The sequence below is a fragment of the Glycomyces endophyticus genome (genome assembly GCF_039531525.1).
Taxonomy (GTDB): Bacteria; Actinomycetota; Actinomycetes; order Mycobacteriales; family Micromonosporaceae; genus Glycomyces; species Glycomyces endophyticus.
The window spans coordinates 116,855-141,529 of sequence record NZ_BAAAQF010000015.1 but is presented as its reverse complement, the minus strand read 5'-3'; the positions used below and the strand labels follow the sequence as shown (position 1 = coordinate 141,529).

Annotated in this window: 14 protein-coding genes and 1 tRNA gene; 13 read left to right on the top strand and 2 right to left on the bottom strand. The window is 71.3% G+C overall.

Features of this window, described 5'->3' with window-relative positions; genetic code table 11:
- The first annotated feature begins 24 nt into the window (after positions 1-24).
- The 3 genes from ABD419_RS18020 to ABD419_RS18010 all read left to right on the top strand — a co-directional run bounded on the left by ABD419_RS18020 (position 25) and on the right by ABD419_RS18010 (position 7,311).
- A complete protein-coding gene (locus ABD419_RS18020) occupies positions 25-1,146 on the top strand; it encodes a GuaB3 family IMP dehydrogenase-related protein (protein WP_344489012.1) in 1,122 nt (373 codons plus the stop codon).
- A 327-nt stretch (positions 1,147-1,473) separates the two neighbouring features.
- On the top strand, positions 1,474-4,977 hold the full coding sequence (locus ABD419_RS18015) for an adenylate/guanylate cyclase domain-containing protein (protein WP_344489009.1): 3,504 nt from the start codon (positions 1,474-1,476) through the stop codon (positions 4,975-4,977).
- A 429-nt stretch (positions 4,978-5,406) separates the two neighbouring features.
- A complete protein-coding gene (locus tag ABD419_RS18010; protein ID WP_344489220.1) occupies positions 5,407-7,311 on the top strand; it encodes a protein kinase domain-containing protein in 1,905 nt (634 codons plus the stop codon).
- 150 nt (positions 7,312-7,461) lie between these two features.
- Here the strand turns inward: ABD419_RS18010 and ABD419_RS18005 are convergent, their stop codons facing one another.
- Positions 7,462-8,457, bottom strand: coding sequence for a ribonucleotide-diphosphate reductase subunit beta (locus tag ABD419_RS18005; protein ID WP_344489006.1), 996 nt, complete (start codon positions 8,455-8,457; stop codon positions 7,462-7,464).
- A 124-nt stretch (positions 8,458-8,581) separates the two neighbouring features.
- Complete coding sequence (locus tag ABD419_RS18000; protein WP_344489003.1) at positions 8,582-10,954, bottom strand: ribonucleoside-diphosphate reductase subunit alpha; 2,373 nt, start codon at positions 10,952-10,954, stop codon at positions 8,582-8,584.
- Positions 10,955-11,340: 386 nt separating this feature from the next.
- Here ABD419_RS18000 and ABD419_RS17995 point away from each other — a divergent pair.
- From ABD419_RS17995 to ABD419_RS17950, 10 genes are all read left to right on the top strand, one after another.
- Positions 11,341-11,416: transfer RNA gene (locus ABD419_RS17995), tRNA-Arg, on the top strand.
- Between the two features lie 340 nt (positions 11,417-11,756).
- Positions 11,757-12,740, top strand: coding sequence for a glycoside hydrolase family 11 protein (locus ABD419_RS17990; RefSeq protein ID WP_344489000.1), 984 nt, complete (start codon positions 11,757-11,759; stop codon positions 12,738-12,740).
- 114 nt (positions 12,741-12,854) lie between these two features.
- The gene (locus ABD419_RS17985; RefSeq protein WP_344488998.1) at positions 12,855-13,535 is read left to right on the top strand and encodes an LppX_LprAFG lipoprotein; all 681 of its coding nucleotides are present in this window, start codon (positions 12,855-12,857) and stop codon (positions 13,533-13,535) included.
- A 7-nt stretch (positions 13,536-13,542) separates the two neighbouring features.
- A complete protein-coding gene (locus ABD419_RS17980; RefSeq protein WP_344488995.1) occupies positions 13,543-15,051 on the top strand; it encodes an MFS transporter in 1,509 nt (502 codons plus the stop codon).
- Between the two features lie 38 nt (positions 15,052-15,089).
- Complete coding sequence (locus ABD419_RS17975) at positions 15,090-15,380, top strand: GNAT family N-acetyltransferase (RefSeq protein WP_344488992.1); 291 nt, start codon at positions 15,090-15,092, stop codon at positions 15,378-15,380.
- Between the two features lie 266 nt (positions 15,381-15,646).
- A complete protein-coding gene (locus tag ABD419_RS17970) occupies positions 15,647-16,132 on the top strand; it encodes a hypothetical protein (protein WP_344488989.1) in 486 nt (161 codons plus the stop codon).
- Positions 16,133-16,493: 361 nt separating this feature from the next.
- Positions 16,494-18,563 carry a HelD family protein gene (locus ABD419_RS17965; protein WP_425556112.1) on the top strand — a complete coding sequence of 690 codons (2,070 nt, stop codon included), beginning with the start codon at positions 16,494-16,496 and terminating at the stop codon, positions 18,561-18,563.
- Between the two features lie 309 nt (positions 18,564-18,872).
- Complete coding sequence (locus tag ABD419_RS17960) at positions 18,873-20,630, top strand: ABC transporter family substrate-binding protein (protein ID WP_344488983.1); 1,758 nt, start codon at positions 18,873-18,875, stop codon at positions 20,628-20,630.
- Positions 20,631-20,922: 292 nt separating this feature from the next.
- The gene (locus tag ABD419_RS17955; RefSeq protein ID WP_344488980.1) at positions 20,923-22,611 is read left to right on the top strand and encodes an ABC transporter family substrate-binding protein; all 1,689 of its coding nucleotides are present in this window, start codon (positions 20,923-20,925) and stop codon (positions 22,609-22,611) included.
- A 245-nt stretch (positions 22,612-22,856) separates the two neighbouring features.
- Positions 22,857-24,563: an ABC transporter substrate-binding protein gene (locus tag ABD419_RS17950; protein WP_344488977.1), complete on the top strand. Its 1,707-nt coding sequence runs from the start codon at positions 22,857-22,859 to the stop codon at positions 24,561-24,563.
- Positions 24,564-24,675: the final 112 nt, after the last annotated feature.

Sequence of the window (24,675 nt, the reverse complement as noted above, 5' to 3'; positions counted from 1 at the left end):
TCGGGCCCGGTAGGAGGAGAGACTGTGCGGGAATTGGTCGAGATCGGCCCCGGCAAGATCGTGGCGCGCGGCTGGCGGCTGTCCGAAGTGGCGCTCGTGCCGACCCGGCGCACCAGGGACATCGACGATGTCTCCACCGAATGGCAGCTCGACGCCTACCGGTTCGAGATCCCGGCGGTGGGGCATCCGTCCGACGCGACGATGAGCCCCGCGTCCGTGATCGAGATGGGCCGCCTCGGCGGCCTCGGCGTCCTGAACGGCGAGGGGCTCTGGTGCCGCTACGTCGACCCGACGTCGCTGCTCAAGGAGCTCGCCGACACGCCTGCGGAGAACGCCATCGAGCGCCTCCAGGAGATCTACGCCGAGCCGGTGAAGCCCGAGCTCATCGCCGAGCGGATCGCCGAGATCCGCGCCGGCGGGATCACCACGGCGATCCGGTTCAGCCCGCAGCACACGGCCGAGCTCGCGCCGCTCGCGGTCGAGGCCGGCGTGGACCTGCTGGTCATCCAGGGCACCATCGTCTCGGCGGAGCACGTCTCCTCCGGCGGCGACGTCCTGAACCTGAAGCAGTTCATCGCGGACCTCGACATCCCGGTCGTCGTGGGCGGGGCCACGAACTACAAGACCGCCATGCACCTGATGCGCACCGGCGCGGCGGGCGTCATCGTCGGCGTCGGCTCCGACGACTGGTCGACCACCGACACCGTCCTCGGCATCGACGTGCCGATGGCCTCCGCCGTCGTCGAGGCCGCCGCGGCCCGCCGCGACTACCTCGACGAGACCGGCGGTCGCTACGTGCACCTCATCGCCGACGGCGAGATCACCAACTCGGGCGCGATCGCGAAGGCCGTCGCCTGCGGCGCCGACGCCGTCATGCTCGGCTCGATCCTCGCCGACGCCGCCGAGTCCCCGGCCGCCGGCGCCTGGTGGCACTCCGCCGCCTCCCACCCGAAGCTGCCCCGCGGCCGCTTCCGCCCCGGCGACTCCGGCGACGTCGAGGTCCCCGACCTCGAGGCCATCCTCTACGGCCCCTCCAACTCCTCCGACGGCTCCCAGAACCTCTTCGGAGGCCTCCGCCGGGCCATGGCCAAGACCGGCTACACCTCGGTCAAGGAGTTCCAGAAGGCCAGCCTGGTCACCGCCTAACACCAAGCCGACTCGGGGCCCGGACGCAGGAGCGCCCGGGCCCCGGCGCGTTCAGCACCCTTGGTGATGAGGAGTGGTGAAGAGGTGAAAGGAGGTGCCGGCGGGATGATCGTACCCAGATCAGCCGTTCGGGTGGGGGTCGGCGAAAACGGGGGAGGGGTTGGTCCGCTTGTCGGGGATTTGTGCCTCCGCACACAGGTATCTGTCAGCTAGGCCACGTATCCTTGCCACCGTGAATCGCACGATCGGCCCCGTTCCCACAAGGAGTGGGGAACAACACAGCCCTGCCATGACGTTGGTGCTGCTGTGACCTGCCCGTTCTGTTCCGTGCCCACTGTGCCGGGCGCGCGCTACTGCCACAACTGCGGCGCGCCCCTGTCACCCGAGGCGACCGCTCCCCAGACGGAGCGGCGCTATGTCACGGTGCTCTTCGGCGACCTCTCCGACTTCACCACCTGGTCCGAGAGCCTCGACCCCGAGCGGGTCTCGTCCGTCACGGACCGGCTGCTCGCGGAGTGCGTGAACGCCGTCAACGAGTTCGGCGGGCACGTCGACAAGCTCACCGGCGACGGCATCATGGCCGTCTTCGGCGCGCCCCTCTCACACGAGGACGACGCCGAGCGGGCCGTGCGCGCCGCACAGGCCATGCAGAAGCGCGTCCGCAGGCTCCTGAAGGCCGAGTCCGGCGGGGGCCTCCCCATCGGCCTGCGCATCGGGCTCCGGTCCGGGCTCGTCGTGGCCGGGATGCAGGCGAACCTCGAGTACACCGTCATCGGCGACACCGTGAACACCGCCGCGCGCATCTGCGCGATCGCCTCCATCGGCACCATCTGGGCCGGCGAGGAGACCATGCGCGCCACGAAGCACGCCGCCTCCTGGCGGCGGCTCACGCCCGTGCGCCTCAAGGGCAAGCGCGAGCCCGTCGAGGTGTTCCAGCTCCTGGGCCTCGAAGACGAGCCAGGGACGCGCGCCAGCCTCGGCGACACCGCCCCGTTCATCGGCCGCGACGCCGAGATCGGGCGCGTGACGGGACGCCTGGAGGCCGTCATCGACCGCGGCGAGCCGCTGGTCCTCATCCACACCGCCGAGGCCGGCATGGGCAAGACCCGCTTCGGCCGCGAGGTCCGCACCCTCGCCACCGAGCGCGGCGCCCGCGTGCTCACCGTCCGGGTCGCGCCCTACGGGGAGGCCCGCCGGTTCGGGCCGCTCGCCGACCTCGTGCGCAAGGCCGCCGGCCTGCGCTTCGACGACGACCGGGCCACCGCCGAGGCCAAGCTCCGGCGGATCGCCGACGGGCACCCCGACCACGGCGAGTGCCGCCTGAACATCACGCTCCTGCTCGGCCTCCTCGGCCACGGCCGCCCCGGCGCGGCCGACCGGGTCGGCGGGTTCACCGGGCAGCAGTCCGACGCGTACACGATCCCCGAGGCCGTCGCCGAGCTCATCACGCACATGTCGACGCACGGGCCGCTCGTGCTCATCATCGACGACCTGCACACCGCCTCCAAGGACGGCATCGACGCCCTCGGCGTCGCGCTCGCGAAGATCCACGGCCCCGTGCTCGTGCTCCTCTACGGCCGCCCCGAGCTCACCCGGTCCTCCGGGGTCCTGACGCGCATCTCCGAGGCCGAGGTCCACCCGCTGCCGCCGCTCGCCGGCGCCGACGCCGCGCGCCTGCTGCGCGAGTTCATCGGCGGCGGCCGCCTCCCGAAGCCCGACGAGGACCGCCTCCTCGGCTTCGCCCAGGGCAACCCGTACTACCTCGCCGAACTCGTCACGCTCCTCACCGAGCAGGGCCTCCTCACCGGCGCCGGCGACCAGTGGCGGCTCGCCGCCGGGTCGCTCACCGGAAAGGTCCTCTCGCGCGACCTCGCGCAGGTCCTCGGCGCCCGCATCGACGCCCTGACGCCGGCCGCCAGGGCCCTCCTGCGCGCCGCGTCGATCTTCGGCGACGCCGTGCCGCCCGAGGCCACGCAGCTCCTCGAGAAGGAGGTCCCCGGCGAGTTCGACCTCGCGCTCCAGGAGCTCCTCGACCGCCGCATGCTGCGCCGCCGCTCCTACGGCGGCTACCGCTTCGTGACGCCGCTGCTGCGCCAGGCCGCCTACGCGCCCATCGGCAAGGCCGACGCCGCGCACGCGCACGCCGAGATCGCCCGCTGGGCCGCCGACACCGAGCTCGAAGGCCAGAGCGCCGACGACCTCGTGGTCTTCCACGCCGAGCAGGCCGTCACCCTCGCCCGCGAGGTCGAGATCGAGGCGATCGACGAGGTCTGGAACGTCCTCCCGCTCGCGGTCGACGCCGTCCGCAAGCAGGCCGACCGCGCCATGGACGCCTCCGAGCCCGAGCGCGCCGTCGCCCTGCTCAACGGCGTCGAGCGCATCGCCACGCTCTCCTCCGACGACCGCCTCCTGCGCGGCCGCGCCCTCACCCGCCTCGGCCGCACCGTCGAGGCCGAGGCCGAGATCGAGGGCCTCGCCATCGACATCGGCCTCATCCCCGCCGAGGACCACGACGACCACGCGCACGGCGACGACCACGACGACCACCCGTCCCCGCGCCTGTTCGGCGACGACTTCCCCGAGGACGCCTCCGAGCTCGTGGCCCAGCTGCTGCTCCTGCGCGGGCGCCTCCACCGCTACAAGGGCGAGCTCGCCGAGGCCCGCGGGGCCTGGACCGCCGCGCTGGCGCTCTCGCGCCGCGAGGGCCTCGCCGGCCCCCGCTGCGACGCCCAGTGCCGCATCGGCCTCCTCGACTTCCTCGCCGGGCACATGTCCGAGGCAGAGGCCCGCTTCCTCGACGCCTACGACGTCGCGTACGGCGTCGGCGACGACAAGCGCCTCGCCTGGGCCCTCCAGCACCGCGCCTGGGTCCTGGTGGCCCGCGGCGACTTCGACGGCGCCGACGAGGTCCTCCGCGAGGCCGCCAAGGCCTTCGCGCGCCAGATGGACCTGGTCGGCCGGGCCTGGGTCCGCGGCGTCTCCGCGTTCGCGCTCCTCATGGCCGGCCGCTTCACCGAGGCGAAGCGCCTCTCGGACGTGTTCATGCCGATCGGCGAGCGCTCGGGCGACGTGTTCGCCGTCGGGCTCCTGCGCGCCATCGGCGCCGCCGCCCAGATCGGGCTCGGCCACCCCGAGGGCGCCGACGCGCTGGCGCGCAAGTCGTTCCGCGACTTCGAGCGGATCGACGACGACTGGGGCCGCGGGTTCGCGAAGTACGTGCGGGCCCTGGCCGCCCGCTCGATCGGCGCGCTCGACCACGCCCTGGACCTCGCCGCGGGCGCGGAGGAGTACGGCGCGAAGACCGGCCACCCGCTCCTCATCAGCCTGGCGCACAACCTGCGGGGCCGCTGCGCCCTCGAAGCGGGCGACCCCGCCACCGCGGAGGCCGCCGCCGAGGAGGCCCTCGCCCTCGTCACTGACGACGTGCTCGAACCCGGCCGCGCGGCCAACACCGCGCTCCTGGCCGACGTGCGCGCCGCCAAGGGCGACCGCGCCGAGGCGCTGCGGATGCTCGAAACCGTTGCGGCTCATTACGACGAGCCGTCCCTGGGCCGGCCGCGCCGGGCCATCGTGGCCCGCTACGCGCTCCTGCTCGACGAGGACGGCCGCCCCGACGAGGCCGCGAAGTGGGCCGCGATCGCGCTGAAGTCCTTCGGCGAAGACCCCGAGGCCACCGCGTGGGCCGCGCACTACCTCGACGCCGCAACGGGATTCGGCGACGAGTGCGAGGGCACCCGGGCAGATGCTGTGCAGTCGGGTGCCGCTCCGATCGGCACCGCGCCCGAGGTCGGGACCGGGAGCCTCGACGGCACCCGCGTGGCGGGAGCCTGAACCGCATGCGCCGCACCGAACGCGTCCGCTCCACCGGTCACAGGAGCCCCGTGGCCGCCGCGGGCGGGGGACGCGACGGGCGGACGGATGCCCCCGCGGCGACCGCCGGAACACCCGTCCTCCCGCGCGCTACACGGGGGATGCGTTCACTATGCGCCACCGGCACTTCGCCCTCGGGAAGCGACATATCATCCGTTCGGCCAGTTATCGCTGGCTCTTCGTCTAGGGGTATACAGAAACGTGGGCGCGTTGCCGTACCGTTATCCGATAGGTCCCATGACTCGGATCCCCCAGGCCCGAGTCGTACTCGCAACGCAGCGGCGCGCTCCCCGGCGCTGACCCGCGCACGACGACCTGAACAGGCTCGACACCGAGTGATGCTTCGGCTTGCACGCCGGCCGAGAACGGAGGAAGTTTCCAGTGGACACCATGTCGTCCTACGGTGCTCCAACCGCTCCCCTCTCCCCGCCGAGAGCCAGGCCCGAGGCCGACCCCGAAGCCCTCCTGCACGGCATCGAGCGGCTCACCGGCTTCAGCGAGATCGACCGCGGCGCCTACTCGACCGTCTTCAGCGCCACGCGCTTCGACGACGGCTCCGAGGTCGCGGTGAAGATCGAGGCCCGGCCCCTCACCGACGACGCCTCCCGCGAGCGGTTCCGCCACGAGGTCCAGACCGCCGGACGCCTCTCCGACCACCCCTGCGTGGTCAAGATGCTCTCCGCCGGCCTCACCCACCAGGCCAACCCGTACGTCGTCATGGAGCGCTGCCGCGGGTCCGTCGCCGACCTGCTGGACCGCCACACGACCATCCCGCCGCACCGCACCATCGAGATCGGCATCCGCATCGCCGACGCCCTCGCCGCGGCGCACGAGGCCGGGATCGTCCACCGCGACATCAAGCCCGCGAACCTCCTGATCGACCACCACGGCCACGCCGTGCTCGCCGACTTCGGGCTCTCCAGCCTCATCCCCGTCCCCCGTCCGGGCGAACGGTTCTCGATGATGGCGACCCCCGCGTACGCGCCCATCGAAGTGTTCCGCATGCAGCACGCCGGCCCCAGCGCCGACGTCTACTCCCTCGCGGCCACGCTGTACGCGATGCTCAGCGGCAACCCGCCGCGCTTCCCCGCCGACGGGGTCCTCGACATCAACGAGGTCGCGGCCCTGTTCGACCAGCCGATCCCGGCGATCCCCGGCATATCGCCCCTGCTGCTCGAGATGCTGCGCACCGCGCTCATCAACAACCCCGACGGGCGCCCGACCGCGGTCGAGTTCCGCGAGTTCCTCGCGAGCATCCCCGAGGCCTCCACCGGGATCATCCCGCGCATCACCGACGACCTGCCGCACGCGCCTTCGCCCGCGTCCCAGGGCCTCTACGGCGCGTACACCTCGCCGCCGACCGAGTTCCGCGAGCCGGCGAACCTCGCCGCGCCCGCTCCCGGCTACGCCGACCTGAACGGCATGCCGGACTCGCCCCAGACGCTCCGCCTGGCCCCCGCCAAGCGCCGCGGCCGCGCCGACGACCCGGAGACGGCCAACCTCGCGCCGTCCGGCCCCCGCCAGAGCGCCCCCGCCGCCGCGCCGGACCGGACCTCCCGCTCCGCCGCGGTCCGTCCGGCCCGCTCGACCGCCGGCGCCGCGCGCGTCCCCAGCCCGCCCGTGAGCCCCCCGGTGAGCCCCGCAGGGCCCCAGGCGCACTCGGGCGGCCTCGGGAACGAGACGGCCCGCTGGGAGGCCTACAGCAAGGACGAGCGCGACGCGCGCCTGCCCGTCCCGGTCGCGCGCAACGAGACCGGCCTGACCCGCCGCGAGCGCCGCCTCCAAGAAGGCGACACCGGCTCCGGTATCGGCCGCCTCATCGGCATGGGCGCGGTCGGCCTGGTCATCCTCGGCCTCCTCATCGCCGGCGGCGTGTGGCTCTTCGGCGGCGGCGACGAGCCGACCGACCTGGCCGCGCAGTCCATGGCCGAGGACTACGTCTCCTCCTGCGCGCTCACCGTCGAAGGCGCCGGCTGCGTCACCGAGCCCGCCTGCTTCGACGCCGAGTTCGGTTCCATCGCATGCGACTCCGCCCACCTGTGGGAGGCGTACGCGACCGGGCAGCTCCCCGAGGGCGTGGCCGACGCCGAGGCCGCCCGCGCCGACGCGACCGTCGCGGCCGCGTGCGTGAACGGCCAGGCCGACGGCGGACCGCTCTCGCAGCTCGTCTCCGGCGACGCGGTCGACTGGACCACCGACGTGTACCTCCCCGGCGACGGCACGTTCCTGTGCGTCGCCCAGCTCAGCGACGGCACGGAGGCCTCCGGCTCGACGTTCGCCCGGGCCGCCGGCTGACCGACCCCCGGAGCGGCATCCCCGCACCGGGGCGGCGCCCGCCCCACCAGGAGCGGCCCCCGGCACACCGACCCGAAGACGAAGGGCCCGGCGCATCGGCGCCAGGCCCTTCGCTGCGGCCGCGCACGGGAGACACTGCGCGGCCCGGGATCAGAACTCCTCGTCGAGGTCGACCTTGCCCTCCACGGCCACTTGGTAGGCGGTCGGCCTGCGCTCGAAGAAGTTCGTCAGCTCCTGCACGTCCTGGAGCGCCATGAACGGGAACGGGTTCTCCGAGCCCCACTTCTTCGGCATGCCGAGGCGCACGAGGCGCTGGTCGGCGGCGTACTCCAGGTACGACTTCATGTCCTTGACGGTCATGCCGGGCATGCCCTCGCCGATGAGGTCCTCGGCGAACTGGAGCTCGGCCTCCACGGCCTCCTCCAGCATGTCGGTGACCTGCTGCCGCATCTGCTCGTCGAACAGCTCCGGCTCCTCCTGGCGGACGATGTCGACCACGCTGAACGCGAAGTTCATGTGGCAGGACTCGTCGCGGAACACCCAGTTGGTGCCGGTGGCGAGGCCGTCGAGGAGGCCGCGGCTGCGCAGCCAGTACACGTACGCGAAGGCGCCGTAGAAGAACAGGCCCTCGATGCACGCGGCGAAGCAGATGAGGTTGAGCAGGAACTTGCGGCGGTGCTCCGCCGTCTTCAGCTCCTGCATGTCGAAGACCTCGTCGATCCACTTGAAGCAGAAGTCGGCCTTGCGCTTGATCGAGGGGATGTTGTTGACCGCGTCGAACGCCTTCGTGCGCTCGTCCGGGTCGGGCAGGTACGTGTCGAGCAGCGTCAGGTAGAACTGCACGTGCACGGCCTCCTCGAAGAGCTGGCGCGAGAGGTAGAGGCGCCCTTCGGGGGAGTTGACGTGCTGGTACAGGTTGAGCACCAGGTTGTTCGCGACGATCGTGTCGCCGGTGGCGAAGAACGCCACGAGGCGGTGGATGAGGTGCTGCTCCTGCGGGGTGAACTTCGCCAGGTCCGTCAGGTCGGAGGCGAGGTCGACCTCCTCCACGGTCCAGGTGTTCTTGATGGCGGCCCGGTACTGGTCGTAGAAGTCCGGGTACTTCATCGGTCGCAGTGTCAGGTCCATACCTGGGTCGAGCAGCATGGGCGGGTCCTCTCGCTAGTCGGTTCGCTCAGGGGTGCAGGGCAGTTCGAAGTCTCTCGGCGGGGCCGGGGCGTGTGGAGGGGCGGTGGGGCGGGCGGGGCGCCGGTGCGCCCCGCCCGGGGTCCTACTGGCAGGCCTCGCAGCTCTCCGGGTTCTCCAGGGAGCACGCGATGTCGGCCGGGATCACTTCGAGTTCGGTCGGCGCGACCGGCTCGGAGGCCTGGGCGCTGACCGTCGTCTGGTTGATGCGCGTCGCGGGACGGCTGCGCAGGTAGTAGGTGGTCTTGAGGCCCTGCTGCCACGCGTACCGGTACATCGACGAGAGCTTGCCGATGGTCGGGCTGGCCTGGAACAGGTTGAGCGACTGGGCCTGGTCGATGAACGGCGTGCGGGCCGCCGCGAGGTCGATCAGGGCGCGCTGCGGCAGCTCCCAGGCGGTGCGGTACCGCTCCTGGAGGTCGGCCGGGATCGCCGCGATGCCCTGCACGGAGCCCTCGGCGACGACGATGGCCTGGCGGACCTGCTCGCTCCAGATGCCGCGCTCCTTGAGCTCGGCGATCAGGTGGCGGTTGACCTGGAGGAACTCGCCCGACAGGGTCTCGCGCTTGAACACGTTGGAGACGACCGGCTCGATGCACTCGGCGCAGCCGGCGATCGACGCGATCGTGGCGGTCGGCGCGATCGCGATCATGAGCGAGTTGCGCAGGCCGTGCTCGGCGATGCGGGCCCGCACGGCGTCCCAGCGCTCGGTGAGCGTGACGCGCGCGTTCGGGTAGTGGTCGATGTGGAGCACGCCGTCGGCGGCGCGGGTCTCGGCGAAGTTCGGGTGCGCCCCGAGCTCCTCGGCGAGGCCGGTCGAGGTCTCGAACGCCACCAGGGCGATCCGCTCGGCGATCGCGGTCGAGAGGGCGAGCGCCTCCTCGGAGTCGAACGCGAGCTTCAGCTTGAAGAACACGTCGGCGAGGCCCATGCAGCCCAGGCCGATCGGGCGCCACTTGCGGTTGGCCTTCTCGGCCTCGGCGGTCGGGTAGAAGCCGAGGTCGATGGTGCGGTCGAGGAACTTGACGGCGCTGCGGACCGTGGTCTCCAGGCGCTCGAAGTCGAAGCCCTCGGGCGAGGAGTGCTCGGCGAGGTTCACCGAGCCGAGGTTGCAGACGGCGGTTTCGGAGTCGCTGGTCACCTCGAGGATCTCGGTGCACAGGTTCGACAGGTGGATGACGTTCTCTTTGCGCGCGGTCTGGTTCGAGGTCCGGTTCGCGGTGTCGGAGAAGGTGATCCAGCCGTTGCCGGTCTGAGCGAGGGTCCGCATCATGCGGCCGTACAGCTCGCGGGCGGCGATGGTCTTGCGGGCCTTCCCGGCGGCCTCGGCGGCGCGGTACGCCTCGTCGAACGCGTCGCCCCACAGGTCGACGAGCTCGGGGGTCTCCTTGGGGTCGAACAGGGACCACTGCCCGTCGGACTCCACGCGGCGCATGAACTCGTCGGGGATCCAGTTGGCGAGGTTGAGGTTGTGCGTGCGGCGCTCGACGTCGCCGGTGTTGTCGCGCAGCTCCAGGAACTCCTCGATGTCGGCGTGCCAGGTCGCGAGGTACACGCACGCGGCGCCCTTGCGGCGGCCGCCCTGGTTCACCGCGGCCACCGACGAGTCGAGGGTCCGCAGCCACGGCACGATGCCGTTCGAGTGCCCGTTGGTGCCGCGGATGAGCGAGCCGCGCGAGCGCACGCGCGACCAGGCGATGCCGATGCCGCCGGCGTACTTCGACAGGCGCGCGACCTGGCTGTAGCGCTCGTAGATCGAGTCGAGCTCGTCCTTCGGGGAGTCGAGCAGGAAGCACGAGGACAGCTGGGCGCGGCGGGTGCCGGAGTTGAACAGGGTCGGCGAGGACGGCAGGTACGCGAGCGCCGACATGAGCCGGTAGAGTTCGGCGGCCTCCTCCACGGACTGGCTCAGCCCGCACGCGACGCGGAGCATGAAGTACTGGGGGCGTTCGAGCACGGTGCGGTGCTCGGGGTGGCGCAGCAGGTACCGGTCGTAGACGGTGCGCAGGCCGAAGTACTCGAAGCGGTCGTCGGCGGCGTCGTCGATGACGGCGTCGAGCGCGGCGGCGTTGGCCTCCACGAACGCGACCAGGTCGTCGGCGAGGAGCCCGTTGTCGCGGCTGGCCGCGATCGACGTGGTGAACGAGGTGACGCCCTCGCCCGCGGTCTCCTCGGCGATGTGCTCGGCGAGGAGGCGGGCCGCGAGCTTGGAGTAGGTCGGCTCGGAGGCGACGCTCGACGAGGTGATCTCGACGGCGCGCTCGCGCAGGGCCGTCTCGGTCGCGCCCGGCCAGAGTCCGGCCTCGATCTGGGCGATGACCTTCTCGGCGTCCACGTCGGGCAGTCCCGCGGCGTGGACCCGGATGCGCTCGGCGATCCGCGCGACGGGCCCCTGCTCGGGACCCCGCTGCTGCGGAGCGGTGGTGGTGGCGGATGGCGTGGTGGCGAGCCCGGTCATCTCTGCATCCCCTCGTGATGTGCGGCCTGCTTGGGGACCGCACGGTTGTGAGTGCTTGGCGGCACGGCGGCGCCGCCGTCCCCACGCGGTGGGAATGGGTTGCGACAGCACCGACCTGACAGAGGGGAATCATACATGTTGTGGTCGGGGCTTGGGGGCTCCCCAAGATGATGTGTTTCGTCGGTGATTCCCTCCACGAAACCGCAGCGTGTCCGCTAGGCTCGGAGGTTTCAGCGGAGTCAGACTATGCCCGCCCCCCGACACTCCACGGGCCGAATCGCAGGACGCGGCGGAGGTGTGATCCTCGCCGGGCAAACCGCGTTCGACCCCCGTCTCCGGTGCTGATAGCATCGGTCAGTCCGCTCGCGCGGACCGTCGCAAGACATGCCTCCGTAGCTCAGTGGATAGAGCACTGGTTTCCGGGACCAGGTGTCGCAGGTTCGAATCCTGCCGGGGGCACCAGCATCGAGGGCCGTCCGCTTCAGCGGGCGGCCTTCCTTCGTCTTCGCGGGAGCCTGCTTCGTGCGTGCGTTCGGGTTCTGAAACTTCCGGAAGTTGTGCAGCTCTGCGCGGCTGCAAATTCAGGGTTGTCGATGGAGAATTTCGAGGGTTCTCGTTCAGATTCACACATGAGCTGTGATGACGGTACCGATTTCTGGAAGATCCAGGCCGAAAAGTTCCGATAGTTTTCCGGAAGTCATTGACACGTTCTGGGACGCGGGCCACGATAGGTTGATCGAGAAATAGACGCATCTCGATGCGGTCTGCGTACGGGCCGCCGGCACCCTTCCTAGGAGTCAGGATGAAGTACAACCCGCCCCCCAGCCTCTTCAGCAGGCGGAACCTGCTGCTCGGCGGCACGGGCGCGCTCGCGCTCGGGGCCACCGGGCTGCTCCTCCCCAGTGCGGCCCAGGCGCAGCAGGTCATCACCACCAACCAGGAGGGCACGCACGACGGCTACTACTACTCGTTCTGGACCGACACCCAGGGCCGGGCCTCGATGACCCTCGGCGCGGGCGGCAACTACAGCTCCACGTGGAACGGCGCCAACAACTGGGTCGGCGGCAAGGGCTGGGCCAACGGCGGGCGCCGCACCGTGACGTACAACGGCTCGGTCAACCACGGCAGCAACGGATACCTCGCGCTCTACGGCTGGACCACGAACCCGCTGGTGGAGTACTACATCGTCGAATCGCACGGCCCCTACAACCCCAGCAGCGGCGCCACGAACCGCGGCACGCTCAACACCAGCGGCGGCACCTACTGGCTCGGCCAGTCGACGCGCACCAACGCCCCGTCGGTGGAGGGCACCAGGACCTTCCAGCAGTACTGGAGCGTCCGCCAGGGGAACCGCACCTCCGGGACCATCAACACCGGCGAGCACTTCGACGCGTGGGCCCGCGCCGGCATGAACCTCGGCAGCTTCGCCTACTACATGATCATGGCGACCGAGGGCTACCAGTCCAGCGGCAACTCCAACATCACCCTCGGCAGCACCGGCGGTGGCGGCGGGGGCGGTGGCGGCGGCGCCTGCACCGCGACGCTCTCCGCCGGGCAGCGGTGGAGCGACCGGTACAACCTCAACGTGACCGTCTCGGGCAAGTCCGACTGGCGCACCACGCTGAACATCCCCTCGCCCGCGAAGGTCATCGCGACCTGGAACTGCAACGCCTCCTACCCGTCCGCGCAGCAGCTCGTCGCCACCCCCAACGGCGCCGGCAACACCTTCGGCCTGACCGTCCAGGCCAACGGCAACTGGAACTGGCCGACCGTCGCCTGCGCCTGACCCCCGGACCGGAACCCCGGCAACCCGACCGCCGGGGCTCCCCGGAGACCGCCCGCGTCCGCGGGCGGTCTTTTCCGTCTCCCGGCGGGAGCCCCGGGGGCATAGGATCGGCGCATGCGATCGAAACGCCCCCTGATCGGCCCCTCCCGCGCCGCCCTCGCCGCGCTCGCCGCCGGCGCGCTGCTGGCCGCCTGCTCCGGCGGCGCCGACGACCTGCCCGCCGCAGACGAGGCGATGCCCAGCGCCGCGGCGGCCATGGCCGAAGTCGAATCGGTCCACTTCGAACTCGCCGTCGACGGCGACGTCGAGGGCCTCGCGGTCAAGAGCGCCGACGGCGTCGTCACCGCGGACGGCTCCGCCGAGGGGACCGGCACGATCACCGCACTCGGCATGGACCTCGAGGTCGAGTACACGATCATCGGCGAGCGCGCCTACGTCAAGGGCCTCACCGGCGGCTACCAGGAGATCCCCGTCGGAGACGAGATGCTCCCGTACGACCCCACGGTCCTCCTCGACCCCGACCGAGGCATCGCCGCGCTCCTGGAGGCGGTCGAGTCCGCCACCCCCGAGGACACCGAGACCGTCGACGGCGTCGACGCCTACCGCTACGAGGTCGTCTTCGAACCGGCCGCGTTCGCCGAGTTCCTGCCCGCCGCGGGCGACTGGAACACCGCCACCGTCTGGCTCGACCAGGAGCACCTGCGCGTCGTCAAAGCCGAGTTCGCTCAAGGGGACGCCACGGTGACCATGACCTTCGACGAGTACGACGAGCCGGTCGAGATCGTTGCCCCCTGAGACCCCGGTGCCCGCTGAGGCGGCGCCCCCGCCCGCGCGGCCCCCGGTGAAGCCCGAGCGGCGGCGACTCGCCGTCGGGGCCGCCGGGGCGGCCGTGCTGCTCGGGTCGATCGACGCGTACGTCCTCGTCAGCGTCCTGGTCGACATGATCGGCGACCTCGACATCCCCGTGAACCACCTCGAACGCGCCACGCCCCTGGTCACCGGCTACCTCCTCGGCTACATCGCCGGGATGCCGCTGCTCGGGCGCGTCTCGGACCGGTTCGGGCGGCGCATCGTCATCCACGTGTGCCTGGCCGCCTTCGCGATCGGCTCGGTCGTCAGCGCCGTCTCCCAGGACCTCGCCCCGCTCGTCGCCGGCCGCGCCCTCCAGGGCCTCGCGGGCGGCGCGCTCCTGCCGGTGACGATGGCGCTCGCCGCCGACCTGTTCACCGCCAGGCGCCGCGCCGTCGTCCTCGGCTGGGTCGGGGCCGCCCAGGAGCTCGGCGCTGTTCTCGGTCCTCTTGCGGGCGCGGGCATCGCGGCCCTCGTCGGCTGGCGCGGCATCTTCTGGATCAACCTCCCGCTCGCGCTCCTCGCCGCCCTGGCCGTCCACTTCGCGCTCCCCTCGGAGCGGCCCCGCAAGGACGCCCGCATCGACTTCCTCGGCGGCGGGCTCCTCGCCGTCGCCCTGGCGCTGTTCACCGTCGGCCTGTACAACCCCGAGCCCGAGGACGCGGTCCTCCCCGCCTGGGGCCCCGCGACCATCGGCGCGGGCCTCGCCGTGCTCGTCCTCTTCGCGTTCCAGCAGCGCCGATCCCGTGTGCGCCTCCTCGACCCCGACGGGGTCCGCTGGACGCCGTACGCGGCGAGCCTCGTCGCCGGCGCCGCCGCGGGCGCGGTCCTCATGGTCACCCTCGTCGACACGCAACTGCTCGCCCAGACCCTCCTCGGCCTCGACTCCGCGGGCGGCGCGCTCCTGCTCATGTGGTTCCTGGTCGGCCTCCCGCTGGGCGCGCTCGCGGGCGGGGCCGTCGCCGCGCGACTCGGCGAGCGCGTCCCGTCGATCGCCGGGTTCGCCGCCGCCGCAGCCGCGTTCGCGTGGATCGCCCGGACCGTCGGCGACGCCGACCCGCGCCCGGAGGCCGGCCTCGCGTGCGCCGGGCTCGCCCTCGGCCTCACCATCGCGCCGCTGTCCTCGGCGGCCCTGCGGACCGTCCCCGAGGACCGGCACGGCACGGCCGCCGCGTTCGCCGTCGTCGCCCGCATGATGGGCATGCTCATCGGCGTCGCGGCCCTCACCTCCTGGAGCCTCCACCGCTTCCAGGAGTCCACGGCCGACCTCGACACCCCGCTCCCGTTCGGCGTGCCCGAAGCGGAGTTCCTGGAGCGCCAGGCCGTCTACCTCGAAGCCCTGGACCGGGCCCTCGCCGCCCAGTACGCCGACGTCTTCACCGCGGCGGCGGTCGTCTGCCTCGCGGGCGTCCTCGCCTCGGTGCTGCTTCCGGGGCGGGCGGGAGTGACGAGCGCCGTCTAGCCGGGCTCCGGGCGCCCCCGGCCGGATATGGTTGCGCCATGGCGGATCTTTCTGTGGTCGAGAACGGCGATGAGCAGCGGTACGAGCTGCGGGACGACGCGGGGGCCGTGCTCGGGTACCTCGAGTACCTGGTGCGGGAGGACTTCACGGTGCTGCCGCACACGGAGGTCGACCGGTCGCTGCGCGGGCAGGGCTGGGGCGACCGGCTGGTCCGGCACGCGCTCGACGACCTGCGGGCCAAGGGCGCCAAGGCGTACCCGACCTGCCCGTTCGTGGACCGCTGGATGCAGCGCCACGAGGAGTACGAGGACCTGCGCTACCAGCCCTGAGCGGGGACCGGCACCGCTTGCGAGCGGGCCGGGCCGCTCTCGTTGACGGCGCCGCGCCGGGGCCGGGACGGGCCCGCGCGGCCGCACTGCCCCTAGCCCGCGCCGTCTCTAATCCGCTCCGCTGCGGACTGTTCACCTCCGCGCAAACTACGGGTTCAACTGTCGTTCATCTGTGGATGAAGCATCTTCAATATGCGTCTCCCGGTTGCCCACGCCCGGCCGACTCGATGCCGTGTCGCGCCCGCCCGCCCCGCAGGGGGCCGCTGATGCTGTCCGCGCTGATCCTGCTGCGCCACGTCGCCGACGCCGCCGCCGACCGGCTCACCGACGCCCAGTCGCGCCGGGCCTGGGCCCTCGCCGACTTCCTCCAGCTGTACAACCCGACCTCCCTGCTGAGCGGGCCCGGCAGCGCCTGCGCCGAGACCCTCGGGCCGCTCGCCAGCCGCCTCGACCTCCAGAGCGCCGTCTGCCCCGACCTCGCCCCCGACGCCCCGAAGCTCTCGCCCGTGAACGCCGCCGTCTGGATCGGCGCCCGCGCCCTGCGGGCCCTGCCCGACCCGCGGCGGACCGCCGTCGTCTGCGCCGAGGGCCCCGTGCTCGCCGCCCTGCTCGTCGCCGTCGCGGCCCTCGACGGCCACGACCTGGCCTTCCACTCCCAGGAGCCCGCCGACGACCTCCTCCCCGGCGGCGGCTGGGTCCTCCACCGCGACGACGGACTGCTGGTGGACGTGAAGCCGCTGGGGGTGCGGTAGCGGTCGCGTCCCGTTGCGGTGTGGTCTCTTGGTGGATGTGAAGCCGCTGGGGGTGCGGTAGCGGTCGCGTCCCGTTCGCGGTTCGGCCTCCCGGCCGGTGTGAAGCCGCCGGGCGTGCGCTAATTCGATTGCCCGCCCGGTCCTGACCCCGGTAGGGTCGACGGTTCGCCTTTCAGGCATACGCCGCGCGGTGCGCGGCGCACCAGAGCACTGCCCGACGAGGGCGCCATCCGGCAGCGGCGCTGCCGGGTGCGAGCACCGGCCGGCAGCAGCACCGTCTGACAAATCCACCGGGGAGACTCCTGTGTCAGAAGCCGAACTCCAGGCGGAGATCGCCCACCACGAGCGCGTCCGCGCCTCCATGGCCGCCATGCGCGACCTCACCGAGTCCATCCACCGCACCTACGCCGGCGAGGTCGACGAGTCCGGGAAGAACCTCGGCCTCGGCGACATCGGCTCGGACCAGCACTTCGGCTGGGCCATGGCCAACTACACCGTCCCGCGCCTGGCCGACCTCACCGACCGCGACATCGCCCTGTTCTTCGGCCGCATCTGGATGGACGCCCCGCCCGGGGCACCCGGCGAGGACTTCCACATCGGACGCCGCCACATCCGCGACGAGCACAACGACCCGCTCGTCCTCGACTGGCGCGCGCCCCTCGCCGAGCAGTACTACCGCGCCTCCGTCCACGACCGCCGCGGCCTCGCCAAGCGCCGCCGCTTCGGCTTCCAGGGCGCCCGGCTCACCGGGTTCGAGGACGAGAACCTCCTCCTCGGCGAGCAGGCCTCCTCCGACAGCCTCGCCTCGGACATCCTCATGGCCGAGATCGAGCGGCCCCGCACCGGCCCGATGCGCGACATCGTCGCCACCATCCAGCCCGACCAGGACGAGCTCATCCGCCGCGATGCCGCCACGAACCTCTGCGTCCAGGGCGCGCCCGGCACCGGCAAGACCGCCGTCGGCCTCCACCGCGCCGCCTGGCTCCTCTACAACTACACCGGGAAGCTCACCAGGTCCGGCGTCCTCATCGTCGGCCCCAACGAGGGCTTCCTCTCCTACATCTCCGGGGTCCTCCCGACCCTCGGCGAGACCTCGGTGTGGCAGACCACGGTCCAGCAGCTCACCGGCGCCCACACCGCGCTCGCGACCGACACCCACGAGGCCGCCCTCGTCAAGCACGACGAGCGCATCGCCCTCGTCGTCGAGCGCGCGGTCTGGGGCCACATCGGGACCACCGCCGACGCGCTGCGGAAGGCCACGGGCACGGCCCCCGACGAAGGGCTGCTCATCGCCGACGGCGGCTGGCGCTGGCGGCTCGGCCACCGGTACCTCGACGAGGCGGTCACCAGCGCCCGCAAGCACACCCGCACCTACACCGCCGGACGCAAGGCCGTCGAGGACGCGATCGTGCAGGGCGCGCGCCGCCAGGCCGAGATCCGCTCCGGCCACTCCCCGGACTCGAAGTGGGCCACCCGGATCAAGCGCACCGAGGCGGTCCAGAAGTTCATGGACGCCCTGTGGCCCAAGCTCAACACGAAGACCGTGGTGAAGAAGCTGTACGGCGACGCGGCGTTCCGCGCCGAGGCGACCCGGGGGATCCTGACCGACGAGGAGAGCGCGCTGCTCACCGGGAAGCCCGCGAAGCCGAGCGCCGCCGACCTCCTCGTCGCCGACGAGGTCGAGTCCCACCTGAAGCTCCGCGAACCCTCGGCCTCCTTCGGGCACATCGTGATCGACGAGGCGCAGGACCTGTCCCCGATGCAGTGCCGGGCCATCGCCCGCCGCTCCGGGAAGGGCTCGGTCACCGTCCTCGGCGACCTCGCGCAGGGGACCACCCCCTGGGCCGCGTCCTCGTGGGACGACCAGATGCGGCACCTGGGGAAGGGCCTCGACGCCGGGCACGACCCTGTCGAGCACACCGAGCTCACCACCGGGTTCCGCGTGCCGGCCGTCATCATCGAACTCGCCAACCGGGTCCTGCCGCATCTCAACGTGGGCGTCGCGCCGGCGCGGTCGATCCGCTCCGACGGGTCGCTCGAGTTCATCGCCGTCCCGGGCCCGGACCCCGACCACGCCGCCGCGGACCACGCCGCCGCGGACCTCGCGGCCGGCGTCCAGGACGCCGTCGCCGCGGCGCTTCGCGAGGAGGGGCTGGTCGGGGTGATCGCCGCCGACGCGCGCGCCGACGAGCTGCGGCCGCTCCTCGAAGGGACCGAACGGGTCGAGCTCGTCGCCGCGAGCCTCGCGAAGGGACTGGAGTTCGACCACGTCGTGGTCGTCGAGCCGGTCGAGATCGTGGAGGCGCCCGCCACCGGGGGAGCGACGGTCGAGGGCGTCGGCCTGCGCCACCTGTACGTCGCGCTCACCCGCGCGGTCTCGCGGCTGACCGTCGTCCATTCGAGGGACCTCCCGGCCGAGATGCGCGCCTGAGCTGCTGCACTGGTGGAGACCGCGCTCGCCGCGGCCTCCACCGGTCGACCGCAGCCCCTCGGTTTCATACCGATTCGGTCACAATCATCGGGCGCCGGGGTGAACGCCGGGAATGTCGTTGAAAGCGATGATATCCATGGTTCCCTTACAGAAACGTCCCGCAACCGCCCCCACCTGCGGCGATCCCCGGTGCACCTCTCCGGTCCGTGCCCAATGGACAGTCATTGAGGACACTTGGGGTGAGGTGGCATGCCCTGCTCATATTCGCCTAGAGCCGTGCGAAACGGCCGAGCGAACATGAGGAGTGGGATGTTGCGAGCAGGACGCCCCGGGATCGGCGCCGTCGGCACGGCCGCCGCCCTGGTCATGGTCGCGGGCGGCACCACCGCCTGCGGAAGCGGAGAGGGCGCCGGCGACCCCGGCTTCCAGCACTGCGCGACCGACCCGGTCACGTGCAACTCCGGCGAACGCGCCGACGGCGGCGAGGTCACCTGGGGCATCGACGGCTCCTGGACCGGATGGAACCCCAACCTCAGCGCCGAGTACACCGTCTACACGCTCCAGATCACCGCCCCCTACTGGCCCTGGGTCGGCCAGTTCGACCAGGAGGGCGACTTCGTCCTCAACGACGGCGTCTTCGCCAAGGAACCCACCCTCCTCAGCGAGCACCCCATGCAGGTCGAGTACACCCTCAACCCCGACGCCACCTGGGGCGACGGCACCGGCATCGGCATCGACGACTTCGTCTACAACTGGTACGCCCGCTCCGGCAGCGAAGCCCGCTGCCAGGGCTGCACCCCCGCCGCCGCCAGCGCCGCCGGCGTCGAGTCCGTCGAAGCCGGCGCCGCCGCCGACAAGATCGTCGTCACCTACGGCCCCGGCTACTCCTCCTCCGAGTGGAAGTACGAGCCCGTCCTCTCCAACCCCGCGCACATCGCCGAGGAGCAGGGCTTCGACTGGGAGCACGACCCCGCCGCCATGGCCGCGGCCGAGGCCTACTTCTCCGCCACCGTCCCCACCTGGTCCACCGGCCCCTTCAAGGTCGACGACGCCGCCACCGGCGAGTACGCGGTCTACACCCCCAACGACGAATGGGCCGGCAGCACCGAGGTCACCCTCGACAAGCTCACCGTCAAGTCCTTCGACTCCGTCGACTCGATCATCACCGAACTCCGCCAGGGCACCATCGACGGCGCCAGCCCCAACGGCATCAGCGCCGAGAACGTCGCCACCCTCGCCACCGCCCAGGAGATCGCCTTCGACATCGCCCCCGGACCAGGCTGGGGCCACATCGACCTCAACACCCAGAACGAGTTCCTCCAGGACCCCGCCCTCCGCACCGCCGTCTTCCAGGCCATCGACCTCGAGGAGCTCATCTCCCGCACCTACGCGAACGTCCAGTCCGACGCCGCCCGCAAGCTCAACCACCTCTTCCGCAACGACTCCGCCCAGTTCACCGACCACCTCACCGCCACCGGCCAGGGCGCCGGCGACATGGAGCTCGCCCGCAGCACCCTCGAGCAGGCCGGGTACACCTGGGACGGCGACGGCCGCCTCCACGACCCCGACGGCGAGCGCGTCGCGTTCAACTACCGGTACGCCGACGGCAGCGACGACCGCCAGACCATGGCCGACCTCGTCGCCTTCAACCTGGGCGACATCGGCATCGAGCTCGAACTCAAGCCCTTCGCCGTCGCCGACCTCGGCCCGACCATCTCCAGCTCCGACTTCGACATGGTCAACTACGGCTGGACCTCCGCCCCCGTTTTCGTCTCCCGCGCCGACCAGTACTGGGCCTCCGACTCCGCCTCCAACTACGGCCGGAACGCGGACCCCGAACTCGACGCCATGCTCGCCGCCCTCGCCTCCGAGGTCGACCCCGACAAGGCCGTCGAACAGGCCAACGCGATCGTCGCCCGCGTCATCGAGGACGCCTACGTCCTGCCCACCGTGGACACCCCCGTCGCCATCATGACCGCCGAGGACCTCGTCAACGTCCGCGACAACTGGGCCTCGCAGCAGCGCGCCCTCTACAACGTCGCCGAGTGGGGGATCAGGGCGGACTAGGAGCCCGGGCTGAGTTGCCCTCATGGCCTCGCTCGGCATGGTGGCGGAGTGGGGGATCAGGGCGGACTAGGAGTCCGGGCATGATGGAGGGCTAGAACCGAACAAGCCTCGCGAACAGGCTCGGCATTCAGGTGCCGGGCCTGTCGTTTTGCCTGAAACTCCACGAAATCGGGCCATCGAGGTGTAACGATGATCCAGTCGCGTCCGCCACCGAGCGGACCACAAGGGATCTACAACGGAATCACCGAGTTCCAGCGGACACTGGGCAATCCAATACACGGGGAGTGGTCATATGCGACCTGCAAGGGCAACCGCGCTGGCCGTGGCCGGCGCGGCGGCGCTCGCGGCCGGGGCGCTCGGCGCCTGCGGCGGCAGCGACGGCGGCGGCAGCGGCGACGGCGAGGTCACCTGGGCGATCAGCTCGGGCTGGGACTCGTGGAACCCGAACACGAGCGAGGGCAACAACAGCTACCTCAACCAGGTGCTGACCCCCGGGGCCGCCTCCTTCGGCGACTTCAACCCGGACGGCGACTTCGTCTACAACGACGGCGTCCTCGCCAAGCTCCCCGAACTCACGTCCGAGGCGCCGCTGACGGTCACCTACACCCTCCAAGAGAACGCCCAGTGGTCCGACGGCGAGCCCATCCGGGCCGAGGACTTCATCTACATCTGGTACCAGATGTCGGGCAACGCCGACTACTGCAACCAGGAGCAGTGCGCGCCCGCCACCACCGACTGGGGCGCCAACGTCGCCTCCGTCACCGAGGCCGACGGCGTCGTCACCGTCACCTACATCGACGGCTACCTTAACCCCGAGTGGCAGTTCGCCTTCCCGAACCTCATGCCCAGCCACATCATCGAGGCCAACGGCTTCGAGAACTGGCAGACCGACCCGGCCCAGATGGGCGCCAGCGCCGACTGGCTCGGCACCACCGCGCCGACCTGGTCGGCCGGGCCGTACACGCCCACCGACTCGGCCGTCGGCGACTACGTCATCTACGAGCCCAACGACAACTACCAGGGCAGCGTCGACCCCGGGCTCGACAAGCTGACCCTCCGGGTCGTGGAGGGCACCGACTCGATCGTCACCGCCCTGCGCAACGGCGAGATCGACGGCTCCTGGCCCAGCGAGTTCAGCCAGGAGGAGCTCGACAAGCTCGAGGGCGACGACGCCATCGCGACCGAGGTCTACGAGGGCAACGTCTGGCTCCACATCGACACGAACACCAAGAACGCGTTCCTGGGCGACCAGGTCCTGCGCCAGGCCGTGTTCACCGCGATCGACAACGCGGAGCTCATCTCCCGCGCGTACCCCGACACCGAGGTCGCGGCGCGCACGAACCACTTCTTCAGCCAGACCAGCCAGTTCCACGAGGACTTCCTCGGCCAGACCGACCCGCCGCAGGGCACGGGCGACGCCGACGCCGCGAACGCCGCGCTCGCGGCGGCCGGGTACACCACCGGCGACACGCTGACCACGCCCGACGGCGACGCGGTCTCGCTGACCTTCCGCTACGGCGAGGGCGACCCGACCCGCACGCTCATCGGCGAGGTCGTCCAGTCGCAGCTCGCCGAGATCGGCATCGACGTGAAGCTCACGGCGATCCCGGACGGGCAGCTGGGCACGGTCCTCTCCGAGGCCGACTTCGACCTGGTGGTCTACGGCTGGTCGGGCACGCCCGCGTTCACGACCGCGCCGTTCCAGTACTTCGGCTCGGACTCGGGCTCGAACTTCGGCTCCTACGCGCTCGACGGGCTCGACGAGGCGATCGCCAAGGTCACCTCGACGACGTCCCTGGAAGACGCGGCCGGGTTCGCGAACGACGTCGAGGCCATGGTCATGCCGGCCGCGTTCACGCTGCCGCTGCTCGACGAGCCGCAGTCGACGATCTACAACCAGAACCTGCTGTCCGGGGTGACGCCGAACGGCAACAGCCAGTCCGGTCCGCTCTGGGACGTCCAGAACTGGAAGCCCGCGTAGGCGCAGCCGCAGCGAGCAAAGGGGTCGTCCGGGATCGGGCGGCCCCTTCCGTGCGTATCGGTCGGGTAACAATGATCCGCCAAATCCGTACCGGGTCGTTCCCATCGCGCGGTCGACATGGCACCGTTTGTCGCAGTACTGCCGAGGCGGCCGTCCGCCCCCTCTGCGAACCCGGTCGGCGACGGCGCCTCCCCGGGCCCGCGACGGGCGCTCCCCTCGGCCGACCTGATGGAGGAGACACAGCTATGGCTCTTACCCGTAGAGCACTCGGCGGACTGACCATCGGCGGGTCGTCCGCACTCATGCTGGCGGCCTGCGGCGGCAACGAGGAGGACGGCGGCGAGGCCAGCGGCGAGCTGGTCTGGGCGATCGCGTACCCATGGGAAGCCTGGAACGAGAACACGAGCACCGGCAACAACTCGGCCGGCCACCTCGCGATGACCCCGATGATCTCGGTCGGCGCGAACGGCTACGACTTCGACCCCGAAGGGAACGTCTTCTACGACGACGCGATCTTCGAGGGCGAGCCGCAGCTGATCAGCGAGGCCCCGATGCAGATCCAGGTGACCCTCAAGGAGGGCGCCCAGTGGTCTGACGGCAAGCCGATCCGCCTGGAGGACTTCATCTTCCAGTGGTACTCGGTCTCGGGCCTGCCCGAGCACGCCAACCAGGAGAAGGCCCTCCCGGCGAGCACCGCCTGGGGCTCCACGGTCGCCTCGATCGAGGAGACCGAGCCGGGCGTCATCGTCTTCACCTTCACCGAGGGCAACGTCGACCCGGAGTGGCAGTTCACCGGCGGGGTCTACCTGCCGAGCCACTACGCGGAGGAGGAGGGCGGCTTCGCCGCCTGGCAGACCGACCCCGAGGTCATGGGCGACGCCATCACCTGGTTCAACGAGAACCTGTGGACCGTCGTCAGCGGCCCGTACAAGCCGGTCGACAACAAGCTCGGCGAGTACATCGTCTACGAGCCCAACGAGAAGTACCAGGGCTCGAAGAAGGCGAAGTTCACCAAGCTCACGATGAAGCCGGTCACGGGCATCGAGGCCGAGGTCACCGAGCTGCGGCAGGGCACGATCGCCGGCTGCTGGCCGAACGACTTCTCCCTCGAGATCCTCGAGGAGCTCGACGAGAACCCGGAGGAGTGGAAGTACGAGACGTACGCGGGCGCGACCTGGTCGCACTTCGACATCAACGTCCGCAACGGCTTCCTCAAGGACGTCGAGCTGCGCAAGGCCGTGTTCACCACGATCAACATCGCGGAGATCAAGGAGCGGGCCTTCCCCGGCACCGAGGCGCCGTGGCTGGGCAACCACTTCTTCACCGAGGACAGCCCCTACTACCAGGACTACCTGACCCCGGCGAACTACGGCCAGGGCGACGTCGACGGCGCCAAGGCCATCCTGACCGCGGCCGGGTACACCTGGAACGGCGACGGCAAGCTGGAGAAGGACGGCGAGCAGGTCGTCTTCAACTTCCGCTTCGCCACCTCGAACGAGATCCGCAAGCTCACCGGCGAGGTCATCCAGGCCCAGCTCGCGCCGCTCGGCGTCGACCTGGAGTTGAAGGGCTTCGGCGACGAGGACTTCGCGGCGACGCTCTCCAGCGCCGACTTCGACATGATCGTGTTCTCGTGGGTCGGCAGCCCGGCGTTCACCACCGGCCCGAACCAGTACTTCTCGACGGACTCGGCCTCGAACTACGGCGGGTACGACGACCCGGTCATCAACGAGCTGCTGCCGCAGGTCCGCGGCACGTTCGACCTGGCCGAGTCGGCCGAGTTCGCGAACCAGATCAGCGCCCAGGCGGTCGCGCAGGCGTACACCCTGCCGCTGTACTCCAGCCCGCTGTCGGTCATCTGGAACGCGACGCTGGTGGACCTCACCGACCCGGTGAACCCGGCCAGCCAGGCCGGCCCGGTGTGGAACGTCCGCGAGTGGCAGGCCCCGTAGGACCGGACGCCGCCGCGCGAGCGGAGCCCGCGTCCGTGGACGGGCGGTGAACCGGGCCCGGAATCCCCGCGGATTCCCGGCGTCGATTCACTGCAGTCCGTCCCGATAATTC

What these genes read in the sequence shown, in the direction of transcription:
- ABD419_RS18010 (WP_344489220.1), top strand. Translation starts at nt 5,407, where the DNA reads ATGTCGTCCTACGGTGCTCCAACCGCTCCCCTCTCCCCGCCGAGAGCC.
- ABD419_RS18005 (WP_344489006.1), bottom strand. Translation starts at nt 8,457, where the DNA reads ATGCTGCTCGACCCAGGTATGGACCTGACACTGCGACCGATGAAGTAC.
- ABD419_RS18000 (WP_344489003.1), bottom strand. Translation starts at nt 10,954, where the DNA reads ATGACCGGGCTCGCCACCACGCCATCCGCCACCACCACCGCTCCGCAG.
- ABD419_RS17990 (WP_344489000.1), top strand. Translation starts at nt 11,757, where the DNA reads ATGAAGTACAACCCGCCCCCCAGCCTCTTCAGCAGGCGGAACCTGCTG.
- ABD419_RS17985 (WP_344488998.1), top strand. Translation starts at nt 12,855, where the DNA reads ATGCGATCGAAACGCCCCCTGATCGGCCCCTCCCGCGCCGCCCTCGCC.
- ABD419_RS17975 (WP_344488992.1), top strand. Translation starts at nt 15,090, where the DNA reads ATGGCGGATCTTTCTGTGGTCGAGAACGGCGATGAGCAGCGGTACGAG.
- ABD419_RS17970 (WP_344488989.1), top strand. Translation starts at nt 15,647, where the DNA reads ATGCTGTCCGCGCTGATCCTGCTGCGCCACGTCGCCGACGCCGCCGCC.
- ABD419_RS17965 (WP_425556112.1), top strand. Translation starts at nt 16,494, where the DNA reads ATGGCCGCCATGCGCGACCTCACCGAGTCCATCCACCGCACCTACGCC.
- ABD419_RS17960 (WP_344488983.1), top strand. Translation starts at nt 18,873, where the DNA reads ATGTTGCGAGCAGGACGCCCCGGGATCGGCGCCGTCGGCACGGCCGCC.
- ABD419_RS17955 (WP_344488980.1), top strand. Translation starts at nt 20,923, where the DNA reads ATGCGACCTGCAAGGGCAACCGCGCTGGCCGTGGCCGGCGCGGCGGCG.
- ABD419_RS17950 (WP_344488977.1), top strand. Translation starts at nt 22,857, where the DNA reads ATGGCTCTTACCCGTAGAGCACTCGGCGGACTGACCATCGGCGGGTCG.